The organism is Pseudomonas sp. UYEF17 (assembly GCF_040546125.1).
In the GTDB taxonomy this organism is placed as follows: domain Bacteria; phylum Pseudomonadota; class Gammaproteobacteria; order Pseudomonadales; family Pseudomonadaceae; genus Aquipseudomonas; species Aquipseudomonas putida_Z.
Genome location: NZ_JBEPNE010000004.1, coordinates 440,643 through 465,763 on the forward strand (window position 1 = coordinate 440,643; position 25,121 = coordinate 465,763).

At 60.2% G+C, this 25,121-nt stretch carries 24 protein-coding genes; 21 read left to right on the plus strand and 3 right to left on the minus strand.

The features are described 5' to 3' along the window. Positions 1-21 precede the first annotated feature (21 nt). The 4 genes from ABIB24_RS09545 (at position 22) to ABIB24_RS09560 (ending at position 3,903) form a co-directional block, all read left to right on the plus strand. Positions 22-723 carry an SDR family NAD(P)-dependent oxidoreductase gene (locus ABIB24_RS09545; RefSeq protein ID WP_046785914.1) on the plus strand — a complete coding sequence of 234 codons (702 nt, stop codon included), beginning with the start codon at positions 22-24 and terminating at the stop codon, positions 721-723. After that, on the plus strand, positions 720-1,721 hold the full coding sequence (locus ABIB24_RS09550; RefSeq protein ID WP_182328430.1) for a fumarylacetoacetate hydrolase family protein: 1,002 nt from the start codon (positions 720-722) through the stop codon (positions 1,719-1,721). The genes ABIB24_RS09545 and ABIB24_RS09550 overlap by 4 nt, the downstream gene beginning before the upstream one ends. A 113-nt stretch (positions 1,722-1,834) precedes the next feature. After that, a complete protein-coding gene (locus ABIB24_RS09555; RefSeq protein WP_051095695.1) occupies positions 1,835-3,235 on the plus strand; it encodes an aromatic ring-hydroxylating dioxygenase subunit alpha in 1,401 nt (466 codons plus the stop codon). A 92-nt stretch (positions 3,236-3,327) separates the two neighbouring features. Further along, on the plus strand, positions 3,328-3,903 hold the full coding sequence (locus tag ABIB24_RS09560; protein ID WP_046785917.1) for an aromatic-ring-hydroxylating dioxygenase subunit beta: 576 nt from the start codon (positions 3,328-3,330) through the stop codon (positions 3,901-3,903). A gap of 27 nt (positions 3,904-3,930) precedes the next feature. On the opposite strand, the gene ABIB24_RS09565 is transcribed toward ABIB24_RS09560, so the two are convergent. Then, the gene (locus ABIB24_RS09565; protein WP_046785918.1) at positions 3,931-4,674 is read right to left on the minus strand and encodes a DUF2889 domain-containing protein; all 744 of its coding nucleotides are present in this window, start codon (positions 4,672-4,674) and stop codon (positions 3,931-3,933) included. Between the two features lie 100 nt (positions 4,675-4,774). Here ABIB24_RS09565 and ABIB24_RS09570 point away from each other — a divergent pair, with 100 nt between their 5' ends. Next, positions 4,775-5,575 (plus strand): SDR family NAD(P)-dependent oxidoreductase, encoded by an 801-nt coding sequence (locus ABIB24_RS09570; RefSeq protein WP_046785919.1) that lies wholly within the window; start codon positions 4,775-4,777, stop codon positions 5,573-5,575. A 53-nt stretch (positions 5,576-5,628) separates the two neighbouring features. On the opposite strand, the gene ABIB24_RS09575 is transcribed toward ABIB24_RS09570, so the two are convergent. After that, positions 5,629-7,260, minus strand: a complete 1,632-nt coding sequence (locus tag ABIB24_RS09575) for an ATP-dependent acyl-CoA ligase (protein WP_054573049.1) — start codon at positions 7,258-7,260, stop codon at positions 5,629-5,631. Positions 7,261-7,443: 183 nt separating this feature from the next. Here ABIB24_RS09575 and ABIB24_RS09580 point away from each other — a divergent pair, with 183 nt between their 5' ends. From ABIB24_RS09580 to panC, 16 genes are all read left to right on the plus strand, one after another. Further along, the gene (locus ABIB24_RS09580) at positions 7,444-8,181 is read left to right on the plus strand and encodes a TetR/AcrR family transcriptional regulator (RefSeq protein WP_182328626.1); all 738 of its coding nucleotides are present in this window, start codon (positions 7,444-7,446) and stop codon (positions 8,179-8,181) included. Positions 8,182-8,502: 321 nt separating this feature from the next. Continuing rightward, a complete protein-coding gene (locus tag ABIB24_RS09585) occupies positions 8,503-9,567 on the plus strand; it encodes an amidohydrolase family protein (protein ID WP_051095689.1) in 1,065 nt (354 codons plus the stop codon). Further along, on the plus strand, positions 9,567-10,433 hold the full coding sequence (locus ABIB24_RS09590) for a fumarylacetoacetate hydrolase family protein (protein ID WP_060494221.1): 867 nt from the start codon (positions 9,567-9,569) through the stop codon (positions 10,431-10,433). The genes ABIB24_RS09585 and ABIB24_RS09590 overlap by 1 nt, the downstream gene beginning before the upstream one ends. Then, positions 10,430-11,335 carry a 3-hydroxyacyl-CoA dehydrogenase gene (locus tag ABIB24_RS09595; RefSeq protein WP_046785924.1) on the plus strand — a complete coding sequence of 302 codons (906 nt, stop codon included), beginning with the start codon at positions 10,430-10,432 and terminating at the stop codon, positions 11,333-11,335. The genes ABIB24_RS09590 and ABIB24_RS09595 overlap by 4 nt, the downstream gene beginning before the upstream one ends. Continuing rightward, positions 11,332-12,507: a thiolase family protein gene (locus tag ABIB24_RS09600; RefSeq protein WP_182328429.1), complete on the plus strand. Its 1,176-nt coding sequence runs from the start codon at positions 11,332-11,334 to the stop codon at positions 12,505-12,507. Before ABIB24_RS09595 ends, ABIB24_RS09600 begins: the two co-directional genes overlap by 4 nt. A gap of 1 nt (position 12,508) precedes the next feature. Then, a complete protein-coding gene (locus ABIB24_RS09605; protein WP_169774691.1) occupies positions 12,509-13,012 on the plus strand; it encodes a carboxymuconolactone decarboxylase family protein in 504 nt (167 codons plus the stop codon). Positions 13,013-13,151: 139 nt separating this feature from the next. Then, positions 13,152-14,429 (plus strand): cytochrome P450, encoded by a 1,278-nt coding sequence (locus tag ABIB24_RS09610; protein ID WP_046786392.1) that lies wholly within the window; start codon positions 13,152-13,154, stop codon positions 14,427-14,429. Between the two features lie 133 nt (positions 14,430-14,562). Beyond that, positions 14,563-15,870, plus strand: coding sequence for an amidohydrolase family protein (locus tag ABIB24_RS09615; RefSeq protein ID WP_046785926.1), 1,308 nt, complete (start codon positions 14,563-14,565; stop codon positions 15,868-15,870). A gap of 110 nt (positions 15,871-15,980) precedes the next feature. After that, positions 15,981-17,129 carry an acyl-CoA dehydrogenase family protein gene (locus ABIB24_RS09620; protein WP_046785927.1) on the plus strand — a complete coding sequence of 383 codons (1,149 nt, stop codon included), beginning with the start codon at positions 15,981-15,983 and terminating at the stop codon, positions 17,127-17,129. Continuing rightward, positions 17,129-18,196: an acyl-CoA dehydrogenase family protein gene (locus ABIB24_RS09625; protein ID WP_046785928.1), complete on the plus strand. Its 1,068-nt coding sequence runs from the start codon at positions 17,129-17,131 to the stop codon at positions 18,194-18,196. Before ABIB24_RS09620 ends, ABIB24_RS09625 begins: the two co-directional genes overlap by 1 nt. 2 nt (positions 18,197-18,198) lie before the next feature. Beyond that, on the plus strand, positions 18,199-18,999 hold the full coding sequence (locus ABIB24_RS09630; RefSeq protein WP_046785929.1) for a crotonase/enoyl-CoA hydratase family protein: 801 nt from the start codon (positions 18,199-18,201) through the stop codon (positions 18,997-18,999). A gap of 41 nt (positions 19,000-19,040) precedes the next feature. Further along, positions 19,041-20,165: an acyl-CoA dehydrogenase family protein gene (locus ABIB24_RS09635; protein WP_046785930.1), complete on the plus strand. Its 1,125-nt coding sequence runs from the start codon at positions 19,041-19,043 to the stop codon at positions 20,163-20,165. A 58-nt stretch (positions 20,166-20,223) separates the two neighbouring features. Beyond that, complete coding sequence (locus tag ABIB24_RS09640) at positions 20,224-21,081, plus strand: cache domain-containing protein (protein ID WP_046785931.1); 858 nt, start codon at positions 20,224-20,226, stop codon at positions 21,079-21,081. Beyond that, entirely contained in the window at positions 21,047-22,249 is a 1,203-nt protein-coding gene (locus ABIB24_RS09645; RefSeq protein ID WP_054573056.1) for an MFS transporter, read from the plus strand. The genes ABIB24_RS09640 and ABIB24_RS09645 overlap by 35 nt, the downstream gene beginning before the upstream one ends. Before the next feature lie 24 nt (positions 22,250-22,273). Then, entirely contained in the window at positions 22,274-22,825 is a 552-nt protein-coding gene (locus ABIB24_RS09650; RefSeq protein ID WP_182328427.1) for a glutathione peroxidase, read from the plus strand. A 4-nt stretch (positions 22,826-22,829) separates the two neighbouring features. Next, positions 22,830-23,705: a pantoate--beta-alanine ligase gene (gene panC, locus ABIB24_RS09655; protein ID WP_060494218.1), complete on the plus strand. Its 876-nt coding sequence runs from the start codon at positions 22,830-22,832 to the stop codon at positions 23,703-23,705. Positions 23,706-24,298: 593 nt separating this feature from the next. Here the strand turns inward: panC and ABIB24_RS09660 are convergent. Then, positions 24,299-25,087, minus strand: a complete 789-nt coding sequence (locus ABIB24_RS09660) for a hypothetical protein (RefSeq protein WP_182328425.1) — start codon at positions 25,085-25,087, stop codon at positions 24,299-24,301. Positions 25,088-25,121 lie beyond the last annotated feature (34 nt).

Below are 25,121 nucleotides of genomic sequence, written 5' to 3' on the forward strand. Positions count from 1 at the left end.
AAACAACAAGAGGATTTGGCTATGTCCCAGTCATTACTGGACAAAAGGGTAGTCGTCACGGGCGGTTTCGGTGTCTTGGGCAGCGCGCTGGGCAAGTACTTGCTGGCGCAGGGCGCGCGAGTGGCCCTTCTGGACCGCAGCGAGGCACCTGCCGACCTGCTCGATACGCACAACCTGCTGCGGCTGGGCGGCGTCGATCTGACCTCGACCGAGTCGGCCGCTGCCGCCTTCGAACAGGTGGCAGCGCACTGGGGCGGCGTCGATGGCCTGGTCAATGTCGCCGGCGGGTTTGCCTGGGAAACCCTCGAGGGTGGCAGCCTGAACACCTGGGACCGTCTGTACCAGATGAACGTGCGCACCGCCGTGGTAAGCGCCCAGTCGGCGCTGGCTTACCTGCTGCAGTCCGGCGCCGGGCGAATCGTCAATGTCGGCGCGCTGGCATCGGTCAAGGCCGCTGCCGGCATGGGCGCCTATGCTGCTTCCAAGGCGGGGGTGGCCCGGCTGACCGAAGCCCTGGCCGAGGAGCTGAAAGACCGTGGCGTGACGGTGAACGCGGTATTGCCCAGCATCATCGACACCCCAGCCAACCGCGCTGACATGCCTGACGCCGACAGCAGCCGCTGGGTGACCCCGCAGGCACTGTCGGGGGTGGTCGCGTTCCTATTGTCCGATGAAGCGGCCGTCGTGACCGGCGCGTTATTGCCTGTGAGCGGTCGGGTATGAGGCTGGTCACTTATACGGACGCCAATGGCGTTGACCGTGCCGGTGCACTGCTCGACCAGGACCGCCAGGTGCTCGATCTGCAAACGGCCTATCGGGTGATGCAAGGGGGCGACAGCGCCGCTCTGGGTAGCATCCTTGCGTTGGTCGAAGGCGGTGATGCGGCGCTGGAGCTGGCCCGCGCCCTGGTAGCCAAGGCGCCCTCGGCGGCTGTGCTGGAGCGCTCTGCGGTCAAGTTGCGAGCACCGATCCAGCCACCACCGCAAATGCGCGATTGCTCCTGTTTCGAACTGCACCTGCGCCAGAGTTTTGCCGCCGCCCGGCGTGCCCGAGCGCTGCGTACCGACGATCCCGAAGCGACCTTCAAGGCCATGAATACGCGTGCCGACGACCGAGTGATTGAGACCTTTAACAAGCAGCCCATCTACTACAAGGGCAACCGCTTTGCCGTGGTGGGCATCGACGACGAGTTCCAGTGGCCCAGCTTCAGCTGCGCGATGGATTTTGAGCTGGAGTTCGGCTGTTACATTGGCAAGCGAGGCAAGGACATCAGTCGTGAGGCCGCTGGCGCGCACATCGTCGGTTACACCATTTTCAACGACATGAGCGCCCGCGATGCCCAGGCTCTGGAAATGCCCGGCATGCTCGGCCCAGCCAAGAGCAAGGACTTCGACACTGCCAACATCATGGGCCCATGCCTGGTGACTGTGGATGAACTGGGAGACCCCTACGACCTTAACATGTTGGCGCGGGTCAACGGCGAGGAGTGGGGGCGTGGCAACACCCGGGACATGCGCTGGCGATTTGAAGACGTGATCGCCCATGTTTCGCGCTCCGAGACTCTATACCCCGGCGAGTTCCTGGGCTCGGGCACGGTGGGTAACGGCTGTGGCCTGGAGCAGTTGCGTTACCTCAAGCCTGGCGATGTGGTCGAGCTGGAAATCGACGGTATCGGCATGCTGCGCACCCAGGTTGGCCGCAAGGCGGCTACTGAGGCCTGACACTGAACCGCCAAGGGTCTACTTTTTTGAACGTGAATTAAGTGTACAAAAATTAATAAAGTGTCTTATATTTCGTTGCGGGCCCGCCGTGACACCCTGAGCAGGAGGCAATCATGCTAACAAGAACAAGCCCCGTATTGTCTGATGGAACCAAGGTCTCGGACCTCATTTATCCCAACACTCGCGAAGTGCAGATGCGCGTGCTGTCCGACCGTGAAATCTACGAGCTGGAGATGGAAAAGATCTTCGGCAAGATCTGGGTACTGCTGGGCCATGAAACGGAGATCCCTAACGCCGGGGACTTCATGGTTCGCGACCTGGGTTCTGACTCGGTGATCGTCGCCCGTGGCAAACAAGGCGAGGTGTTCGTCACCTTAAACGTGTGCCCGCACCGCGGCATGCGCATCACCACCGCCGATTGCGGCAACACCCAGATCCATAAATGCATCTACCATGGTTGGGCATTCCGTCCGAACGGGGATTTCATCGGTTCGCCGGTGGAGCGCGAGTGCATGCACGGCAAGATGATGCCTAAAGAGGAGCTGGGGCTGAAAAAGGCGCGGGTCACGTTGTATGGCGGCCTGGTGTTTGCCACCTGGAACACCGAGGGGCCGTCCTTCGAGGAGTTTCTGGGCGACGCTAAGTGGTACTACGACATGCTGTTCTGTCGTTCCGACAAGGGCATGGAAGTGCTCGGTCCGCCTCAGCGCTTCATCGTCAACGCCAACTGGAAAACCGCTGGCGAGCAGTCCGCCGCGGACGGCTTCCACACCCTGACCCTGCACCGCTGGCTGGGCGAGGTGGGCAACTATGCGAAGAAGGGCGAGGGTGAAACCGCCGACCTGAGCCCGGAAATGATCGGTGTCGAGATCAGCTCGCCGCATGGCCATGCCCTGCGTTGCATCGACCTAGCCCGCAAGATCAAGCGCCTTACCGGCCTGGACCCGGCCGAGCTGAGCGTGCAGCAGAAGCTTGAAGCACTGCCACCTGCCGGCATGACCGCCGGGATGGTCGAGCAGCTGGCACGCAACCTGAGCGACGAGCAGTTGCAGGTGCTCACCAGCATGCCTCCACAAGTGGGTGGAATGTTCCCGAATATTCTTTTTGGGTTTGTCTACATTCCACAGCCCGACGGCAGCGTCGTCGGTTCCATGACCCTGCACGCCTATGTGCCGCAAGGCCCTGACAAGTTGGAGTTCGTCAACTGGGTGTTCGCCGAGAAGGACGCGCCACCAGAGCTGCGAGACAAGATGCTCAAGCAGACCATTCAACTATTCGGCACCTCCGGCATGGTCGAGCAGGATGACTCCGATACCTGGCCGCACATGACGTTGGCCGCCAAGGGCGCGATGGGGCGTAAGAGCACCCTCAAGTATCAGGCCTGCTACGAGACGGGTGCGCCTGAAGGCTGGCCCGGCCCGGGCATTGTCAACGAAGGCTTTACCAAGGACGACACGCAGTGGCACTGGTGGCTGTACTGGCACGAACTGATGACCGCCGCGGATGAGGCATGAGCATGGGGGTCGCTCGCTTTTCGAAGCGGCCCTTGTGCTGTCGCCTCAACTCGTCACCCTTCAAGTAGAAGAACAACAATGAGGAATTGCTCATGACGCAGGTTCAGCAACGCGGCGTGGAGGAGATCCAGCCTGGCTCCCCGGTCGGCACACGGCGAGTACCGGTGGGGTCGGCGCTCTACAACGACGTGGTGACCTTCCTTTTCGAGGAGGCCACCTTGCTCGACCAGATTCGCCTTCAGGAATGGGCCGAGCGCCTGGACACCGACCTGGTTTACACCGTGCCGCTGCGCCAAACGCGCCTGGCCTCGGAACTTAAGACCACGATCGTGCGCAGCGTGCAGCACTACCACGACGACTACCGCTCGATGATGGGGCGCATCCTGCGCTTGTCCGGCAAGAGCGCCTGGGCAGAAGACCCGCCTTCGCGTACCCGCCGGCTGGTGACCAACGTGTTCGTGGAGGAAACGCAGAAGCCTGACGAGTTCGTGGTCACCAGTTACCTGTTGCTCACGCGCAGCCGTTTCAAAGACCACCACGTCGACATCATCAGCGGTGAGCGGCGCGATGTGCTGCGCCTGGGGGCGGCCGGGTTCAAGCTGGCGCGGCGCGAGGTGATTCTGGACCAGGCGGTGCTGGGCACCCCCAACCTGGCCATCTTCCTCTAAAGCGTCGTGTAAAGGCCACGCGGCTTGTCACGCCGCGTGGTCACCGGGCATGGCACGCAGCCACGCCTGGTCCTGGGCGCACAATGCCTGTGGGTTGTTGCTGAAATCCAAGGTCGAGCCCTGCATACGCAGTGCCTGTTCGGCGCGGGCCGGTTGCTGGCTGTAGCAGCGACCGCTGCTGACGGCGTGGGCTTGTTCGTCGAGGTTGTAGGCGCGCCCCATCGATATAAGCGTGCAACGGCGCAGAAGCAGCGACGCTTCGGCGGTGTCTTCGCTGAGGGTGCCCAGCGCCCAGCGCGCCATCCCTTCGCGAAGGTTGACCCCTGCAAAGGGTGGCGGCCCTTCGATCATCGTACCGTTCACTTCCCAGCTCAGGACCTGCCCGCTGTTGCAGCTCAGACTGGCGCGGGTATGCCCGTCGATACGTGCGCCGACCTGGATCTCGTAGCGCCGCTCGCCGGCGCCGCGGGCGGCGCGCGCAATAGCCAGGCCGGCCAGGTCGAGCAGGTGGGTGCATTGATGGCTGGCGTCAGTGTGCCGGGTGACCGAATGCGCAATGCGCGCCAGTGGCATGCCTACCAGTGCCTGCAGTTGGTCGCCAGCCTGCGGGCACAGCGAATAGGGGTAGCGCAGCGCTTCGCCACCGACGGCCGTGACATGGCCGGCTGTGTGGCTGGCCCATACGCGAAAGTGGTGAAAATCATCTTCCAGGGCCGCACGAACGTGGTCTGCGTGGGCAATGATGTCTACGCGGCGTCGAAATACAGTCATCCTGGTGTCCTTTTGCAAAGGGTGTAAGGGGTCGCTGAAATCGGCTATATTTGAACACTAAATACTTTAATGTTCACTAAAAACAAGAAAAGGAGCGGTTATGGCCCTGCTGAACGAACAGGTCGCGCTGATTACCGGCGCAGGGGGCGGAATCGGCCGAGGCATCGCGCTGAACTTCGCCAGAGAGGGAGCTGCGGTGGTGGTCGCAGAACTGGATGAAGCCAGCGGGGAAGCGGTGGTAGCGGATCTCAAGGCGCTTGGCGCCAGGGCGGTGTTCATTCGCACGGACGTCTGCAGCAAGGCCGATATCGAAGCCGCGGTGCAACTGGCCGTAGACGAGTTCGGTGGCCTGGACATACTGGTTAACAACGCGTTTGCGCCCACGCCCAACGTGTTGCTGGAAGACAAGACCGATGCGATGCTCGCGCAGACACTGGGTTCGACCGTGTGGGCAGCCTGGTGGGCGATGAAGGCGGCGCTCCCGCACATGAAGGCGCGCGGGGGCGGCAAGATCATCAACTTCTACTCGATCGATATCGAGATCGGTGCCTGGCTGCATGGCGACTACAACACAGCAAAATCGGCCATCGTGGGGCTGACCCGCAGCGCGGCCTCTGAATGGGGGCGCTTCAACATTCGCACCAACGCCATCGCGCCCACCGCGATGGGCGCCACTTTCCACAAGCTGGCGGCAGAGAACCCGGGGTTCGCTGAAATGTCTGCTTCCATGCGCCCGCTGGGGCGTTGTGGCGAGCCTGAGGCCGATATCGGTCCGGTGGTGGTGTTCCTGGCCAGCGAGATGTCGCGCTTCATTACCGGCGAAACCATTCACGTCGACGGCGGTCTGCACCTGCCTGGCTACAACTCTCGGCCCAAAGGCATCCCCGTGCGCGAATACTGAAACCAAAAAAAAGCGCGGCTAGTGCCGCGCTTTTCGCGTGCTGGGTGAAGCGGCTACTTCTTGGCAACGCTGATCGAGGTAGTCTCGAGGTCCCAGGTAGTAGAGGTTTTGCCTTCGTCGCGCAGCAGGTATTTCAAAACACGGCCCTGTGGGTTCTTCGGCAAGCTGGGGCGAAACTCGATGTAGCGGGGTAGGGCGTAGTAGGGCACCGTCTCCACGGCCCAGTGAAACAGGTCTTCGGGGTGCAGCGTGGCGCCTTCATGCAAAACTGCAGTGACCTTCACGTCATCTTCGCCTTTGTCGGACGGCACCGCATGTACCGCCACTTCGGCCAGGGCAGGATGCACGCCGAAGGCCGCCTCCATCTCGAAACTGGAGATGTTTTCTCCACGGCGTCGCAGATAGTCCTTTTTGCGGTCGACAAAGTAGAAGAAGCCGTCATGATCGAACTTGCCGATGTCGCCAGTATGGAACCACATGTTGCGCATCAGCTTCTGGGTGTCTTCCGGCCGGCGCCAGTAGCCCTGGAACATGATGTCCGGGCGCAGTGGGCGTACCACGATTTCACCGGCGGTATCAGGGGGGACTTCCTGGTCAAGGTCGTCGACAATGCGTACATCGAAGTCGGCAATGCGTTTGCCCGAGGAGCCGGGCGCTGCATATTCGCCGGCTGCCAGCGAGGTGATCACGCAGGCTTCGGTCAGGCCATAGCCGTTGCCACCCACCAGCGGCGTGCCGAAGCGTTCGCGCCAGATCTTCTTGGTTTCTTCGGTATAGGGGTTGCCGCGAGCGGTGTGTATCTGCCCGACGCAGCGCAACATGGCCTCGTTGTCTGGCGCCTGTGCGAGGAGCCCTCCCATGCCGCCGAGAATCGAGGCGATAGTGGCGCCCGAGCGTTCCACTTCCGGCCAGAAGCCGGACACCGAAAAGCGCGGCAGGATGGCGGCACGTGCACCCACCAGAATGCTGGCGATGATCGACACGCACAGGGCATTCATGTGGAATAGCGGCAGCGGTGTGATGGTGACGTCATCGGCACTAGCAGGTCCGGCACGCAATTGCAGGCGGGCCAGGTTACACATGAAGTTGTAGCTGATCATGCAGCCTTTGGACGGGCCGGTGGTGCCCGAGGTGTAGATCAGGCAGGCGAGATCGGAAGGTTGCGGCTTAGTGGCCAGCGGGGTGGCGTCCTGGCCGCGATAGCTGTCCAGCGCGGTAATGCGGATCGCGCACTCGGGCACGCTGTCGGGGGTACCGCGGTGCAAAATGTGGCGCACGTCATGCAGCTGTTCTGCCAGCGGTGTGATGCGCTGCAGGTAGGCAGCTTCGCAGATCACCAGCGAGGTGCCAGTGTCAGCGATCTGGTGGCGCAGAAACTCGCCCTTAAGTGCCGTGTTGATCGGCACGCTTACCGCGCGCAGCTTGTTGATGGCCAGCCAGGTGATGACCGCATCGATATTATTGTCGAGCATGGTCAGTACAGTTTCACCCGGCTTAATGCCGAGCGACGCCAGGGCGTTGGCCATTCTTGTCGAAAGTGAATCAACATCACCGTATGTGTATAACTCTCCGCTGAAATCCAGCAGGATTCGCTCCGGATGCCTTGCCACTGCACGGTCTAGCGCATCAATGACAGTGTCTCGTTCTCCTACCGCCCAAGTATCTGGATTCCCACTGCTACCCATGAATTTTCTCCGTTTAGGCCCCGAAACTGCTGGTCTGCCTGGTTTTTGTTTTAAATAGAGAACCTGATTCTAAATGCAAAATCAAAAATTGTCTTTAGCATAAAGTTGAACATATACGATTATTTGTGCGCAGATTCTGTGCTAACGTTGCCTCATCATTACTCTCCACGAGCCTGCAAGTCCATGCCAAAAAATGTAACTCAGGTGGCTGAAGCGCCTAAGGCCGCTGCCAAAACCAGGAAAAAAGCCGCACCTGACGCCCCTGCGAGCGGCCCCAAGGCCGTCAGCACCGTCGAGCGGCGCAATGGCCCGGCAGCGGCAGTCAATAAGGTCAAGCCCAACCGCCGTTCGGAAGAAACCATCGCCAACATCCTAAAGGCGACCGAAGAAGTGGTGCTGATGTCGGGCGCCGATCGCATTTCCATTCTCGATGTGTGCCAGGTCGCGGGTGTATCGCGCGGGACCTTTTACCGCTATTTCTCTTCCCAGGAAGACCTGCTGGACACCTTCTCACGGCACAAGCGTGAAAGCTTCCACACCTCGTTGTCGCAGGAGCTGGGCCACACCAGTGATCCGGAAGCGCGGCTGAACGCATTGTTCGCCTACCTCGACAACTACCTTGAGCAAAGCCGTGCGCGGCGCCTGCTGGTGGTGGCGCCAGACTATGCGCTGGGATTCTTTCGGCGGATTTTCCACGACTCGATCGTGCGTTTTCAGGATGGCCTTGGCATTGTCTTTGATGACTGGGACGACCGCCTAGGCGTACGCCTGGATCGGGAGCTGATCTGCGAAATGATCATTCGCTATGTGTTGAGTGAAATCTTGGTGCCGGAGGCGGCGGGGCGCCGACTATTCCCGGTACGCGTGAAAAAGCTGCTTGGCGCACTGATCATGGGGTCTACCTCGCGCACCCGCCGCTGATACCTTCTTTCGCCATTCTGTACACCTAAGCCCCCGTCAGTCGGGGGTTTTTTGTGGGTTGTCGAAATTCCTCTTCCTCATTTTTGCGCTTGTTGGTCAGTTCAAGCCCTCTTTCCTAGGTTGGGGGCAGGCTCTGCCTCGAGGGTTTCAGGATGGCTTGAAAATAATGTGAACAGAATTTTGATTTCTGCTCAAATTAATTTTAAGCTCTGGCCTAGTAGCGAGCCTTGCTGTTCCCCTTCCCGCGTCGGTTGACCGTGACCACGCAAAGGCACCCCGCTGCAAACCAACAAAAAAGTGCCAACTTCGAGGTACCTGCACATGCTTATCGATCTGCACGCTCACGCACCCCATCCGGGTTACTACAACCAGCACCCGCACTGGGGGCCGTTCTTCGAACAGCACGCCGATGGCGATATCAAGCTGCGGGTGGGGGAATGGATTCTGGGGCTCGGTTCGCCTGAGCGTAAGGCGGCCGTGCGTTCTGGCAACGGCCCCAAGCTTGAAGAGTACTTCGCGCGCTGGGCGGATCCGAAAGTCCGCCTGGCCGGGATGGATGCGGCAGGGCAGAACCTGCAGGTAATCTCGGTGCCGTCGCACTGCTACATGTACTGGACCGAGGCCGAGTTCGCCGTACCATTTGCACGTACCGTCAACACGACGCTGGCTGAGTACTGCTCGGCGGCCCCGGACCGTCTGATGTTCTGGGCCCACGTGCCGTTGAACGCGCCCGAGGCGGCCGCCGCCGAACTGCGCTATGCCTGTACCGAGCTGGGGGCCAAGGGCATGGTGGCAGGTGGTGCCAACTTCGGCGGCCTGGAGTTCGATTCTCCGGAGCTTGACGTGGTGTGGCGCACCCTCTGCGACCTGGACCTGCCGATGTTCATCCACGGCTACAATCAGTCGGTCACCTGGGGCAAGAACGCCAACGACGACCGTTACGAAACCACCGCCATCGTCGGCATGCAGTACGACGAAAGTCGCTGCTTCTGGAACCTGATCTGCGGTGGCGTGCTGGACCGCTTCCCCGACCTCAAGGTTTACATCACCCACGGCGGCGGCTACGTGCCGTATCAGCTTGGGCGTCTGGCCAAGACCAACGAGAACCTGGACGTCAAATACAACAAGAAGCCGTTGCTCGACTACATGAAGAACTTCTACTTCGATGTCGAATTGCACGAAGTGCCGATGCGCCAGGCGTTGGTCGATATCATCGGTGCCGACCATGTGCTGTACGGCAGCAACTTTGGCGGCAGCGATGCGGTGCGTCATGACCTGACCCATGGCCTGAAGCTTTCGGATGCCGATCTGCGCAAAATCCGCTATGAGAACGCCTGCCGCCTGCTGCATCTGGATCCCACCAAGCTGGGCAAGGTAGGTGCCTGATGAAGCTGGCACGCTGTGAGCACCCAGCAGTCGGTATTTTCTGGGCTGTGGTAGATGTCGCCCAGGATCAGGTAACTCCTATTTCCGGCGACTTCAGGGACTGGGCGCCGGGCGTGGCGGCTGGGCGGGGTATCAGCTCCGTCCGGCTCGCCGGCCCGGCGCTGGCGCTGTCGAAAGTGCGTTTGCTTCCACCGATCGAACCGATCAATCGGGTAGTGGTGGCGGGCGCCAACTATGCCAAGCACCTGGTGGAGTTCGGATTGAACGCACCGGCGCAGCCGGTCGCATTCCTCAAGGCCTACGGTGCGTTAATCGGCGCCAGGGATCCAATACGCTTTCCACCCTTGACCGAAGAACTCGACCACGAGGTTGAACTGGTGGCGGTGATCGGCACGGGCGAGATCGACCTTGAAAACCCGCTGGCCTGCGTGCTCGGCTACACCGTCGGCAACGACGTGAGTGCGCGTGACCTGCAGCGCAGCGGGCCGCCCGGCATCGGCATGGACCTGTTCGCCGCCAAGAGCCAGGACCAGACCACGGGCCTCGGCCCGTGGATCGTCACTAAGGACGAGTTTGCGCAAGGCTCCCCGCGGTTACGCCTGACCTTGAAAGTGAATGGCGAGATTCGCCAGGACGGGTCCACCGCGGAGATGACCTGGGACGTGGGGCAGTTGATCCGCTTCGTGCAGCAACGCTCCAGCTTTGCCACGGGCGACGTCCTGTTCACCGGCTCGCCGGCGGGCGTCGGCATGGGTACTGGCCTGTATCTCAAGGAGGGCGACGTGGTTGAGGCCAGCGTCGAAGGCATCGGCACATTGCGAAATGTAGTCGGCAAAAAACCGCAGCTAATCGAGAACCACACATGAACGCCAACAACAAAGAGAAAGTAGTGGTCGTGGGTGCAGGGCTGATGGGCACCGGCATCGCACATGCGTTCGCCAATTCCGGTTTCGTCACCGTTCTGGTCGATACCAATGCGGCTTCGTTGACCCAGGCGCGGGCCAGTATCGAAAAAATCCTTGGCGATGGAGTGCGCCTGGGCAAGGTCGGCGAGGAACACGCACAGCGCTCGCTGGTCAACCTGCTGACCACCAGTGACCTGGACGAAGCTGCCAGCGGTGCGAACTGGCTGGTGGAAACTGTCTCCGAGCAATTGGCGGTGAAGCAGGCGGTCATCCGCCAGGCTGCTCCGCTGCTGGCCGCCGACGCCATCATTGCCACTAACACCTCAGCTCTGAGTGTGACCGAGATCGCCACGTCGGTAGATGTCGCCGAGCGGGTCATCGGCATGCATTTCTTCAACCCGGTGCACAAGATGAAACTGGTGGAGCTGGTGCGTGGCCTGGCCACCAGCGACGAGGTGGTGGTGCGCACCCGCGCATTGTGCGATCAGATCGGCAAAACCTCGATCATTGTCAATGAATCGCCGGGGCTGACCACCAGCCGGATGTCGGCGCTGTTGGGCAACGAAGCGATGTGGATGCTGCAGGAAGGCACCGCTACCGCAGAGGACATCGATACCGCATTACGGTTGGGCTTCAATCACCCGATGGGACCGTTGGAGCTGGGTGACCTGACTGGCTGGGACACGCGGCTTTCGGTATTGCGCTATTTGCACCAGACGTTGGGCGAGAAGTTCCGTCCCTGCCCCCTGATCATCAAGATGGTTGCGGCCGGCCGCCTCGGACGCAAGACAGGGCAGGGCGTGTATCGCTATGTTGATGGCAAGCAGGTCCCGGGGTCCGGGCTCAAGGCGAGTGCACTATGAGCGACGTCGTCATCGTTGATGCGGTGCGTACTGCCATTGGCAGGTTTCGCGGCAGCCTGGCGGGCGTGCGCGCCGACCATCTAGGCTCGCTGGTAATCAGTCGCTTGCTCGAGCGTGTCGATGTTGCTCCCGAAAAAGTCGAAGATGTGATATTCGGCTGCGTGACCCAGATAGGCGAGCAGTCGGCCAATATTGCTCGCACCGCGCTGTTGGGGGCTGGCTGGCCGGTCGGCATTCCCGGCCTGACTATCGACCGCAAATGCGGCTCGGGTGAAGTGGCGGTGCATCTGGCCGCTGGCGCAATTGCCAGCGGTGCGGCGCAGGTTGTCGTGGCAGGTGGCGCGGAAAACATGAGCCGCGTACCTATGGGCAGCAACCGTGACCTACATGGTGAGGCCTTCGGCTGGATGGCGGCGCAGCACTATGAGTTGACCAGCCAAGGTGAAGCGGCCGAGCGGATCGTCGACAAATGGTCGCTCACCCGCGATGCCCTGGATGATTTTGCCTTTGCTAGCCACCAGCGCGCCGCCGCTGCGTGCGACGCCGGGTATTTCGACAATGAAATCATTCCGGTCGTGGTCGATGATCTGAAGGAGCGATCCCTGATCGAGCCTGATGGTGTGTTGCACCGGGATGAAACCATTCGGCGGGATACTTCGCGGGAAAAGCTGTCGACCCTCAAGACCAGTTTTCGTCCAGAGACGGGGCGCATCACCGCCGGCAATTCGTCGCAGATTTCCGACGGCGCCGCCGCGCTTCTGCTGATGAATGCGGACACGGCGAAAAAGCTTGGGCTCAGGGCAAGGGCACGCATCCGTGCTTTCACCACGGTCGGCTCCGATCCCACCTTGATGCTAACCGGGCCGATCGCCGCCACTCACAAGGTGCTGGCAAAGGCGGGGTTGAACCTCGATGACATCGACCTGTTCGAGGTCAACGAAGCCTTCGCCTCAGTGCCGCTGGCCTGGATGTTGGAAACCGGCGTGCCTCACGACAAGTTGAACGTCAACGGCGGTGCCATTGCCCTGGGGCACCCTCTGGGGGCCAGTGGCGCGCGTCTGATGACCACTTTGCTCAATGAGCTCGAGCGCCGCGGTGACCGCTTCGGCCTGCAGGCCATCTGCTGCGCTGGCGGCATGGGCACCGCCACAATCATTGAACGGCTCGATTGAAGTGGCCCGCCTGCCTCTGGTTGCCCTGAGCGACATGCCGCCCGCGTTGCGGGACGCCGTCGACCGCGGGCAGCGCAGCCGCATGCTCAGTTCCATCACCCCGGTTCAGGTCTGGGCGCACCGCCCGGCGGCTGCCCTGGCCTGGCTGGGGCTGATGGAGTGCCTGCATAGCGACAGCCAGCTATCCGAGCGCTTACGCGAGTTGGTACGCCTGAAGATCGCCAGCATCACCACCTGCCGGGCCTGCCAACTGGCGCGTAAGTCGGACACCGTCACCGAACAGGACATCGCCTGCATGGCGAGCGACGACGCCCGGTTCAGCCCCGAGGAAAGGGCGGCGTTGACTTACGCCGAGTTGTTTGCCAGCGATTACCTGGCGATCGACGACCGGCATTTTAGCCAGCTCGCTGCGTATTTTTCTGCCGCACAGATAGCTGAATTGGGTATGTACTGCGCTCTGATGCTGGCGGGCGGGCGTATGACGCTGGTGCAGCAAGCGTATTAAAGGCGGACATGAATCAATTTTAGTATCCATAAAACCAGTATTTGTTCATTTGTACTCGAGTAGGGCCTAGCATCAAACCCCATAGAGGGCCCATACCAAAAACTCATTAAAAATAATGACAATAAAACCGGAGATGATCATGTCCACACCGGCACAAAGCGATCTGACCAAGGCATTTTCCGACGTAGCCAGCAATTACCGTGGTACCAATGATATCGACCTGCATGCGACCTATCGCGACATGCGCGCCAATTCCCCTGTACTGCAAGACAACTTCATGGCGCGCCTCGGGGTGCCATCCATCGCCGGGCTGGACGCCGCACGGCCTACCTTCACATTGTTCAAGTACGACGACGTGATGGCTGTGATGCGCGATGCTGGCAACTTCACCAGCGGCTTTATCGCCGAGGGTCTGGGCGCCTTTTTCGACGGTTTGATACTGACCGCGATGGATGGCGAGGCGCACAAGAACATCCGCAGCCTGCTGCAACCGGTGTTCATGCCCGATACCGTCAATCGCTGGAAAGAAACCAGGATTGACCGGGTGATTCGTGAGGAGTACCTCAAGCCCATGGTGCCGGCAAAGTCGGCCGACTTGATGGACTTCGCGCTGTATTTCCCCATCCGTGTGATCTATTCGCTGATCGGTTTCCCGGAAGACCGGCCGGAGCAGATCGAGCAGTACGCGGCCTGGGCGTTGGCGATCCTGGCGGGTCCTCAGGTTGACCCGGAGAAGGCCGCGGCGGCGCGTGGCGCGGCGATGCACGCCGCACAGGCGTTGTATGACGTGGTCAAGGACGTAGTAGCCGATCGCCGCGCGCAGGGCGGTACGGGCGACGACCTCATCAGTCGCCTGATCCAGGCCGAGTACCAGGGCCGATCCCTGGACGATCATGAAATCGCGACCTTCGTGCGTTCGCTGCTGCCGGCGGCCAGTGAAACCACCACCCGTACCTTCGGCACCCTGATGTCGCTCCTGCTCCAGCACCCTGAAGTACTGGAGCGGGTGCGCAATGACCGCAGCCTGGTGAACAAGGCCATCGATGAAGCAGTGCGCTTCGAGCCCGTGGCTACCTTCAAGGTGCGCCAGGCCGCCAAAGACCTGCAGATCCGCGGTGTACCTATCCCGCAAGGGGCGATGGTGCAGTGCATTGTCAGCTCCGCAAACCGCGACGAAGACGCCTTCGAACACCCCGACGTATTCGACATCGATCGCAAACCGAAGCCTTCGTTCGGCTTCGGCTTCGGTCCGCATATGTGCATCGGCCAATTCGTGGCCAAGACCGAGATCAACTGCGCGCTGAACGCGATTCTCGACCTGATGCCCAACATCCGCCTAGACCCGAGCAAGCCCGCGCCGCAGATAATAGGCGCGCAGCTGCGCGGTCCGCATTACCTGCATGTGCTGTGGGATTGAAGCAGCCCCTGGTCGTCGCTGATAGCCTTGCATTCGACTAAATATGAACACAAACAAAAAAAGTGTTTAATTTTAGTTGAATCTGCTCTATGCTTCATTCACAACAACAAGCCCGAATGCGAAGGGGATAGCCATGAAAGTTGAAGATCTGATTCTCGTCAGTGTCGATGACCACGCGATTGAGCCGCCCAATGCCTTTGCCCGCCATATGCCGGCCCGCTTCAAGGGGCGCGAGCCGCATGTGGTCAAGAAAGGCGAGCGCGACGTCTGGGTGTTCGAGGAGCAGGCCACCGGCTACATGGGCTTGAACTCGGTAGTCGGCCGGCCGAAAGAGGAATACGGCATGGAGCCGCTGGGCTACGACCAGATGCGTCGTGGCACCTGGAACATCAAGGACCGTGTCGACGACATGAACGCTAACGGCGTACTGGGCTCCTTGTGCTTCCCCACCTTCCCGGGCTTTGCCGGCCAGCGCTTTCAAGTGCACGGCGACCGCGCCGTGTCGCTGGCTGCAATCCAGGCCTATAACGACTGGCACCTGCACGACTGGTGCAACGCCGCTCCGGGCCGTTTCATCCCGCTGATGATCGTACCGTGGTGGGACATGAAGGCCGCCGCCGCTGAAGTCGAGCGCCTGGCACGGCAAGGCGTGCATGCCATTTCGCTGTCGGATAACCCGGCCATCCATGGTTACCCGTCGATTCACAGCGACTATTGGGACCCACTGTGGAAGGCCTGTAGCGACAACAAGGTGGTCATCTGCTGCCATATCGGTACTGGCGTGAAAGCGAATCATGCGTCTGACATGTCGCCTATTGATGCCTGGATCACGTCCATGCCTATCTCCATCGCCAATTCGGCGGCCGACTGGATCTGGGCGCCAATGTGGAAGAAATTCCCCGACCTGCGCATGGCCCTGTCCGAAGGGGGCATCGGCTGGGTCCCCTATCTGCTAGAGCGTGCTGACTTCACTCACCGCCATCACAACGCCTGGACCAACTCCAACTTCGGCGGGAAGATGCCTAGCGATATCTTCAACAAGCACTTCATCACCTGTTTCATTGAGGACAATTTCGGCCTCAAAAACCTGGATTTCCTCAACGCCGACATGGTTACCTGGGAAAGCGATTACCCACACTCCGACTGCACATGGCCCAACTCGCCGGAAACCGCCTGGGAAGGGCTGCAACACCTCTCCAAGGACGTCATCGACAAGGTCACCCATCTGAATGCGATGCGCGAGTTTTCCTTCGACCCATTCTCCATCCACGGTCGCGAAAACTGCACGGTGGGTGCGCTGCGGGCCCAGGCCACACACGTCAGCATCGAGCCCGCCCTAGGCCTGGGCGGCGCCGACCATGGACGCCATGACAACAAGCCTGTCACCTCCGGCGACATCAATGCGATGTTCGCCCAGGCTGACGCGCAAACCGCGTTGTAAGTCGCCCACCTTGCTTCAGGTGTCGCGCATCGGCGGCTGAAGCAAGGGGGCGGTTCTGTGGTCGCCTCAAGCGGGGCGATTGCGCCTGTGTTCAGCGTTAGAGAGCGGATATGGCCATCAGTCAATTCAGCTACAACTCCATCCCTCCCGAGGCCGAGGCGCTTCGCGCCGACGTCCGGGCATTCATTCAGGCCCATCTGGCCGATTATCCACCGACCTTGCGTGCCCATTCCTGGATGGGCTTCGATACCGAATTCAGTAGGCAGCTGGGCGCCCGTGGCTGGGTCGGCATGGCATTGCCCAAAGCCTACGGTGGCGCGGCGGCGGGGCCATTTGCGCGTTATGTGGTCATCGAGGAACTGCTGGCTGCCGGTGCGCCGGTCTCGGCCCATTGGATTGCCGACCGCCAGAGCGGGCCGCTTATCAACCGCTTCGGTACCGAGCAGCAGAAGCAGCGCTATCTGCCTGCCATCTGCCGGGGTGAAAGCTACTTCTGCATCGGCATGAGCGAGCCCAATTCCGGCTCGGACCTGGCCTCGATCAAGAGCAATGCGCTACGCGAGGGCGACAGCTGGCTGCTCAATGGGCAGAAGGTCTGGACCACCAACGCGCACCATTCGCAATACATGATTGCGCTGGTGCGCACCGGCGAAAAACAGGCCGCGCGTCACGAGGGTATGTCGCAATTCATCGTCGACCTGAGCCTGCCAGGGATTACCATCCGGCCAATCCGCGACCTGGCCGGGGGTGAGCATTTCAACGAAGTATTCTTCGACAACGTTCGCCTACCCGCCGACGCGCTGATCGGCAGCGAAGGCAAGGGCTGGGAGCAGGTAACTGCGGAACTGGCGTTCGAGCGCAGCGGCCCAGAGCGCTTTCTCAGTTGCATGGCGCTGCTCACCAGCCTGATCGACGCGTTGGGCAAGGTGCCCGATGCCCTGCAGGCACGGGAGATCGGGCGCCTATCGGCCAGGCTACTGACGTTGCGCAACATGTCGCTGTCGGTCACCGCACAACTGGCTGCAGGGGAGCATCCGGCCTGGGCCGCCTCGTGCGTGAAAGACCTGGGCAACGTGTTCGAACAGGAACTGCCGGAAATCGCGCAGTTGCTGCTGGACACCGAGCCGCGCCAGGTCGGTGGCAGCGAATACGCACGGGTGCTGGCCTACCTGACGCAAATGGCGCCGTCTTTTTCACTGCGTGGCGGTACGCGCGAGATTCTACGCGGCATCATTGCCCGTGGCCTGGAGTTGCGATAATGCGCGAATTATTTGAGACGATGATCGAACGCCTGTTTGCCGATCTGTCCACCCCGGCCTATGTGCTTGGTTGCGAGGGCGGCGAGTGGCCAGCCGAGCTCTGGTCTGCACTCGATGAGTCAGGCTTTACCCTAGCGGGCGCCGCCGAAGCGCTAGGCGGCGCGGGCGCCAGCTGGGCGGATATCTATGTAATGGTCCGAGCCGCCGGGCGCTATTCGGTGCCGGCCCCGCTGGGCGAGGCCTTGTTGGCCAACTGGCTGCTGAGCAAGGCGGGCCTTGAAGGGCACGAAGGCGCTTTGAGCATCGCCGCCCATGCCGATTTGGCCCTGATCGATGGGCACGTCAGCGGCACCGCCCGCGCCGTACCCTGGGGGCGCAATGTAGATGCCGTGGTGGCCGTCGCCACCACCGATGCAGGTACACCGCAGGTGGTGTTGCTGCGACGCAGCATGGCCTGCGAACTCACCCCCAGCCTCAACGTGGCGGGAGAGCCGCGCGATGACCTGGTCTTCCGTGGTGCGCGCGTAGTTGCCCACGCACAGCTGCCTGATGGCCTCGGTGTCGATGTCCTGGAACTTGGCGGCGCGATGCTCCGCTCGGCGCAGACCGCCGGTGCGCTGCATGCGTTGCTGGACATGACCGCCAACTATGCGCGAGAGCGCAAGCAGTTCGGCAAGGCTATCGGGTCGTTCCAGGCGATCCAGCAACAGCTGGCGGTACTGGCCGAACAGACGGCCGCTGCCAGTATTGCCGCTGAAGCAGCCTTTTGCGAGTCCGACGACGGGCTCGCGGCATTGACCATCGCCGTAGCGAAAATCAGTACCGCCGACGCCGCGAGTGTCGGCGCCAGCATCGCCCATTCGGTACACGGCGCCATTGGCTTCACCGAGGAATACCCGCTTCACCTGCTCAGCCGACGGCTGTGGGCATGGCGCAGCGAGTTTGGCTCGGCCAGCCTCTGGAGCCAACGCCTGGGCGCACAAGTCTGCCAGGGTGGCAGCGACGGGTTCTGGCCATTGTTGACCCACCACGGCAAGCAACCATTGACCGGCCTTGCGAGCAATTGACTATGACCCCTTTTCTTCAGATCGAGCGCGAGGGCGGTATCGTCACTGTGCGCATGAACCACCCGGACACCCGCAATGCCCTGACCACACCGGAGCAGATCCAGGAGTTTGTCGATCTGTGCGCCGCGTTGCGTCGCGACAAGTCCGTCAGGGTCATGGTGCTGACCGGCAATGGCAGCGCCTTTTGCGCCGGCGGCAATGTCAAGGATATGCACGAGCGTGCTGGTATCTTCGCAGGCTCGCCCTATGAGCTGCGTAACACTTACCGTGACGGCATTCAGCGCATTCCGCTGGCGCTGTACGACCTGGACATTCCGGTTATCGCCGCCGTCAACGGGCCCGCGATTGGAGCGGGCCTGGACCTTGCCTGCATGTGTGATATCCGCTTGGCATCCACCTCGGCGGTATTCGCCGAGAGCTTCGTACGCCTGGGTATCGTGCCGGGCGATGGCGGTGCCTGGTTGCTGCCGCGAATCATCGGCGTTCCCAAGGCGAGTCTGATGTCCTTTACCGGCGATACCATCAATGCGGTCAAGGCCCTGGAATGGGGGCTGGTTGAGCAGGTGTGCGCGCACGAGACCTTGATGGCCGAAGCGCGTTCGTTGGCAGGGCGCATCGCTAGCAACCCGGGGCACTCGCTGCGACTGTGCAAGCGCTTGCTGCGCGAAGGGCAGCACATGCGCCTGGACTCATTGCTCGAGCTGTCGGCGGCTTACCAATCGCTGGCCCACCACACTGAAGATCATCAAGAAGCCGTTTCGGCGTTTGTCGAAAAGCGAAATCCCGACTACCTCGATCGGTGACCGCATAAAGGCACAACCGACGGAATTTTGGAGTATTGAAGATGCGTGGCGTTTTCCGTGAAGACCACAATATGTTCCGCGAACAAGCGCGCCGGTTCGTCGATCGTGAGATCGTGCCCTACCTGCATGAGTGGGAAAAGAACGGCATTGTGCCCAAGGAGGTCTGGCTCAAGGCGGGGGAGACCGGACTTTTGTGTTCTACGGTACCCGAGGAGTACGGCGGGCCTGGCGGGGACTTCGGCCACTCGGCGGTGATGATCGAAGAACTGGCGCGTGCCAATGCAACCGCGGTGGGGTTTACTACCCACTCCGAGATCGTTGCCCCATACATTGTCGCCTACGGTAGCGAGGAGCAGAAACAGCGTTGGCTGCCCCGGATGGTCAGCGGCGAGCTGATTGGTGTGATCGCCATGAGCGAGCCAGGTATCGGCAGCGACCTGCGCTCGATGCGGACCTTGGCGCGCCGGGAGGGCGATGATTATATCGTTTCCGGGCAGAAGACCTTCATCACCAATGGGGGTAATGCAGGCCTGACGGTGACCGCGACCAAACTCGACCTCAGCGCCAAGGAGCTCACCCTTATTTGCGTCGAAGAGGGGTGCCAGGGGTTCTCCAAGGGACGGTTGCTAGAGAAGATTGGCTTGAAGGGCCAGGACACCGCCGAATTATTCTTCGACGATGTGCGGGTGCCTTCCAGCAATCGGCTCGGAGAGGAGGGGCAGGGCTTCAAGTACCTGACTCATCAATTGGCATGGGAGCGCCTGATCATCGCGATTCGCGCCGCCCAGTCGATCCAGACGCTACTGGAAGAGACGATCGAGTACACCCGGGAGCGGAAGGTATTCGGCAAGCCGGTGCTGGATTTCCAGAACACCCGGTTCAAGCTCGCCGAAGCAAAGGCTCAGTTCACCATGCTGAGAGTATTTGTCGATGATTGCCTGGCCAAGGTCATGCGCGGTGAGCTGCCCGCGGATGTGGCGGCCATGGCCAAACTGCTGGGCTCGGAGATGCAGGGCAAGCTACTTGACGAATTCCTGCAACTGCACGGCGGCTATGGGTTCATGAGCGAGTACAAGATCAGCCGAGCCTGGGTCGATGCGCGTGTTGCGAGGATCTACGGCGGTACCTCGGAAATCATGAAAGAGATTATCGGTCGCACGCTTTAGGCGCCGACGGGCAGGGCGTGGCAGTGCTACCAGTAAGGTCACCGGAGAAATGAAAACAATGAGCCTTTATCGAGCGTTCACAGGTGTTTGCTTGTGTCTTGCTTGCTTGTTCGCCATGGCGCAGCCGCCGTCGAGTGACGTCTACGATGCTGAAAGCCAGCGCGCTCGTGCACTGCTGGCGAAGGCGGTGGCCCGTTATCAGGCCAGCGGCGATAACGCCCTGGCCGAGTTCAGCCGCCAGGGTGAGTTCGTCGATGGCGAGTTGTACATCTACGTGGTCGATACCTCTGGGGTGATGCTGGCCAGCGGCGGGCCATCGGTGTCGCTGGTCGGCAAACCGGTGGTGAGCGTGCTGGACGACGACCTCAAGGCCGCGTTTCGTCAAGCTATCGAGCAGCCCGCTGATGGCACCGTGCGCAGCGCCGAGTATCGCTGGTGGAACTGGCAACATGCCAAGGTAGAGCGCAAGCGCGTGTTCTATCAACGGGTGGGCGAGCGGGTGATCTCCGTGGGCTATTACATGCCGCGCTCCAGCTTTGAACAGGCCCGTGAGCTGCTGCAGCGGGTCGTGGACCAAGTGCACAAGGACCCAAACGCGGCCTTTGCCCTCATCAACCAGCACGACAAAGAGCTCACTCAGGGTGACCTGTATGCCTTCGTGGTGGACATCAAGAGCCAGCGCTTCGTTGCCCATGGCTTCCTGCCGCGCCTGATCGGTACGGATTTCAAGTCGCTGCGTTCCACCGATGGCCAGCCGATTGGCGAGGCTATGTTGCGGCAAATGCAACAGCATGAAACCGGTGAACTCGACTACCTGTGGCGCAACCCCATCACTGGGCAGAACGAGTTCAAGAAAACCTTATTGCAGCGGGTAAACGGGTATGTGGTTGCGCTGGGATACTACAGCGGTCAGTAGGCCGGCGCATCCTAATGCGCAGATCCTTTCGATCATCTGCTTCAACTTCATCGGGTACATATGCAGCGGCTTGCCGCTGGCGGTGCTGCCGGGCTTCGTGCTTCATGACCTCGGCTTGGGCGCGGTGCTGGCCGGCGCTGTGATCGGTGTGCAGTACGTTGCTACATTGCTTGCACGGCCGCTGGCTGGCAGCGTGGCGGACCGCTTTGGGGCCAGGTGCTCGGTGCTGTGCGGGCTCGGTGGCCTGATCGCTAGCGGCCTGTTGACCTGGCTTGCGCTTACGCTGCTGGCTCCAGTGTCGCTGTGCCTGGTGCTTCTGGTGCTGGGCAGGATCATCTTAGGTCTGTGTACCGCCATGATCTCCACGCCCTGCTGTACCTGGGCGATTGGCCTGAACGGTGTGCCCAGCACCGCCAAGGTGATGTCTTGGAACGGCATCGCGGCCTATGGCGGTGTGGCGGTTGGCGCGCCGTTGGGAAGTTTACTGGGCAATACGTTCGGCATTGCCAGTGTCGGGTTGTGCAGTGCTCTGCTGGCCTTGGTATTTGTGTTCATGGCGTTGGTCAAGCGCCCAGCGCCGATAGTGGCTGGGGTACGACTGGCCTTTCATCGGGTACTGCTGGCGGTGCTGCCCAATGGGATGGTGCTCATGTGCAGCTCGGTTGGATACGGTGGGCTCATGGCATTCGTCGCACTGTATTTCGACAGCCTGGGTTGGCAGGGTGCGGCGTTTTGTCTGAGCGGGTTTGGTGCGGGTTTCATCGTGGCGCGGCTGGCATTGCCGGGCATTCTGCACCGGTTGCGCGGCTACGCGGTGGTTGCTGGCTGCCTGCTGGTACAGACGAGCGGCCTGCTGCTGGTCGGGCTGGCACCGTCGCCGACACTGGTGATCGCAGGGGGCACCCTAACTGGCATCGGCGTGTCGTGGGTCTATCCAGGGCTAGGCATGGAAACGCTGGCGATGATCCCGGCGGCTAACCGAACCTTGGCGCTCAGTGCACTTTCATTGTTTTTTGACGTCGCAGTCGGGGTGGCAGGGCCGGCGCTGGGCCTGGTTGCTGCAGGCTACGGCTACGCTTGGGTGTTCCTTTGGTCTGCACTGTTGTCAGGGAGCGCTGGGGGGCTAGTTCTTCACCTGTATTGGAAATCCAGTTCTTTCCACCGTTGAACTCAATCTTTTGGGGCAGTAGTCATGAGCAATTCCATTTACGATATTTCCTTGCAGCAGATCGATGGCACAGCCAGCACCCTTGGCCGTTATCGCGGCAAAGTTCTATTGCTGGTCAATGTGGCTTCGAAGTGCGGGCTAACCCCACAGTATGAAGGTTTGGAAAAACTCTATCAGCGCAAGAAAGACCAAGGGCTGCAGGTGTTGGGTTTCCCAGCTAACAATTTCAAGGAGCAGGAACCCGGCAGCGACACTGAAATCGCCGAGTTCTGCTCGTTGAACTACGGTATACAATTCCCGCTGTTCTCGAAGCTGTCGGTCAACGGCGAAGATCGGCACCCGCTATACGCCGAGCTCACGGCTGCGCAACCCGAGACGATTGGTGAAGGCCCATTCAGGGAGCGGCTCAAGGGCTATGGCATCGTGGCTAATAACCGCACGGACGTGCTGTGGAATTTCGAGAAATTCCTAGTAGACCGGATGGGAAAGGTTGTCGCCCGTTTCGCTCCCGATGTGGCGGCTGACGACCCACGCTTGCTCGAAGCAATCGACGCTCAGTTGGCCAGAGAGGTATAAATCTGTGCTGACAATAGGTACGGTCAAGGCGCTTCACACACACCTTGGGCACCTGCGTGCCGAGCACAGCAAGATAGCGCTGGTGGCCACCATGGGCAACTTGCACGACGGGCATATCGCGTTGGTTGAGCTGGCCAGGCAGAAGGCCGACGTCGTGGTGGTCAGTATCTTCGTCAACCCCCTTCAGTTCGGGCTTGGCGAAGATCTGGCCAATTACCCCAGAACGCTGCAAGCCGACAAGGACCGCTTGGCGGCTGTAGGATGCGATGTGCTGTTTGCACCCACCGTCGAACAGATGTACCCGGATGGAATGCAGGATGTCACTCTCGTCAGGGTGCCACGAGTTTCTCAAGGGTTGTGTGGCGCCTCGCGCCCTGGCCATTTTGATGGCATGGCGACGGTGGTCATCAAGCTGCTGAATGTTGTCCAGCCGGACGTTGCGATCTTTGGTGAAAAGGACTACCAGCAGTTAGCGGTCATCCGTGCAATGGTGCGAGACCTCAACATAGGGACGCAGATCGTGGGGGCGCCGACAGTTCGTGCCCAGGACGGCTTGGCACTCTCTTCCCGAAATGGCTATCTGAGTGAGGAGCAACGTTCGATGGCGCCGTTGCTGCACAAGTGCCTGGTGGACCTAGCGTCATTGCTAAAGCTAGGGCAGGAGGTCGGCCCCTCATTGAATGGTTGCCGACGGCGGTTAGAGGCTGCAGGGTTCGAGCTTGAGTACCTGGAGGTCAGAAACGCGCAGAGCTTGGAACCGGCGACACACGATGACGACCACTGGGTGATTCTGGTTGCGGCTCGTCTAGGTAAGACGCGGCTTATCGACAACCTTGTGGTCGATGTTCTCTTTCCAGCGGTCGTTTCCACCTTGAAGTGAGAGGCGGATTTTCTTCTACAGGAGCTACCTACCGCGTGATTACCCCTTCGATTGTACAGCTCTCTACGGGTTCAGTTGCAATTACAATCTGCGAGCGGAGAAAACGAATCATCCAGAAGATCAACCAACCAGCCTGTTCGACCTGGCTTCCTGTTTGGGAAAGAACGTATCCTTTGCGTGCTTTTGTCTTTCGCACCCAAACAGTCCAGCAGGTGTCTCCAGCGCTTACAAGCAGCGATTGCTAGCTGATCGCGAACGAAAAGTGGTTCTTCAAAGTTCTTGGTGCTGTACAAATGAAGCGAGGCATGAGTGTGTGGCCCGCTGTTGGATAGTGTTCGGTCATTTATTACATAAGCTGCTGTTCTGATGTTAGTTACCCCCTGTTCGTCTCTAGCCGATTGCTGCCCTCCCTGTAGAGGATCCTACGCTTGAAACTTTGCGTGGAAATTTGCGGTGATCGAAGCAACGCAGAATACGAAGGTTGAGGTGACCAAAAAATAATATTGCATTGAAATAAATAAGGGGCGCATGCCCCTTATCTTGAGATTAGCCAATCGGCTGAGTATTCGCTGGTTCAGCAGAGCTCAGAATAGCTATCGCAATAAATAACCCATCGGTTGGCCGTTTTTATCGAAGCAGAGAATTGCTTCACAATATCCGCCCAGCTGATCGGCATTCGATTCGCTGATCTCGGGCAACCATTTACCCAGCTCCGCTATAGGCACCTTATTGTTGTTGATGTGGCAGTCGTCACCCAGACGTGGATTACACCAAGCGGTTTTGACTTCTGGCCATTCGGACCGAGGCGTGGAAGGGCCGTTTGAAGCGGCTGATGCAGCTCCGTCTTTTTCCAGATTCCATGCTGCCCAACCACCGTTGTACCGTTTGTCGAAGGTCGAAACCAGTTCATTATTCGGGACACCGGAATCCATGTAGAACTTCATAAGCAGGCTGCCTGCTTTTGCGTAGGAAACTTGGTGGGTTGTATTGATGTGGTATGCGACTGGCTTGCCATCAGTACTGCTACCTATGCGATACCATATCGAGAGCTGGAACGGTGTATCCTCTTTCCAGTTGCCAACCTCCGCACCTCGAACTCGACAACTGCCACGTTGACACATGCCATTGACTTTATTAGTTAAACGCACATTATGTTGACGTTGCGCATCCCAGAGTTCCACGTAACGGGTACTGGTAAGCCACGTGCAGAACAGCATAGGTTGACCCGTGTGAGCTGGTCTGGTGACACAGGGGATTGCGTCGGGTAAGCCGCTCGGTGACGTTTCATCAGGAAAGAAAGCCGCAGTACCTTGGTATGCGGAAATTTCAGCGTTAGCCTGAGCACAGGACGCAAGAAGAAAAATGCCAAAGATACGTTTCATGGTTTATTTCTGACTATGGCGGGGAGAGTGGAGT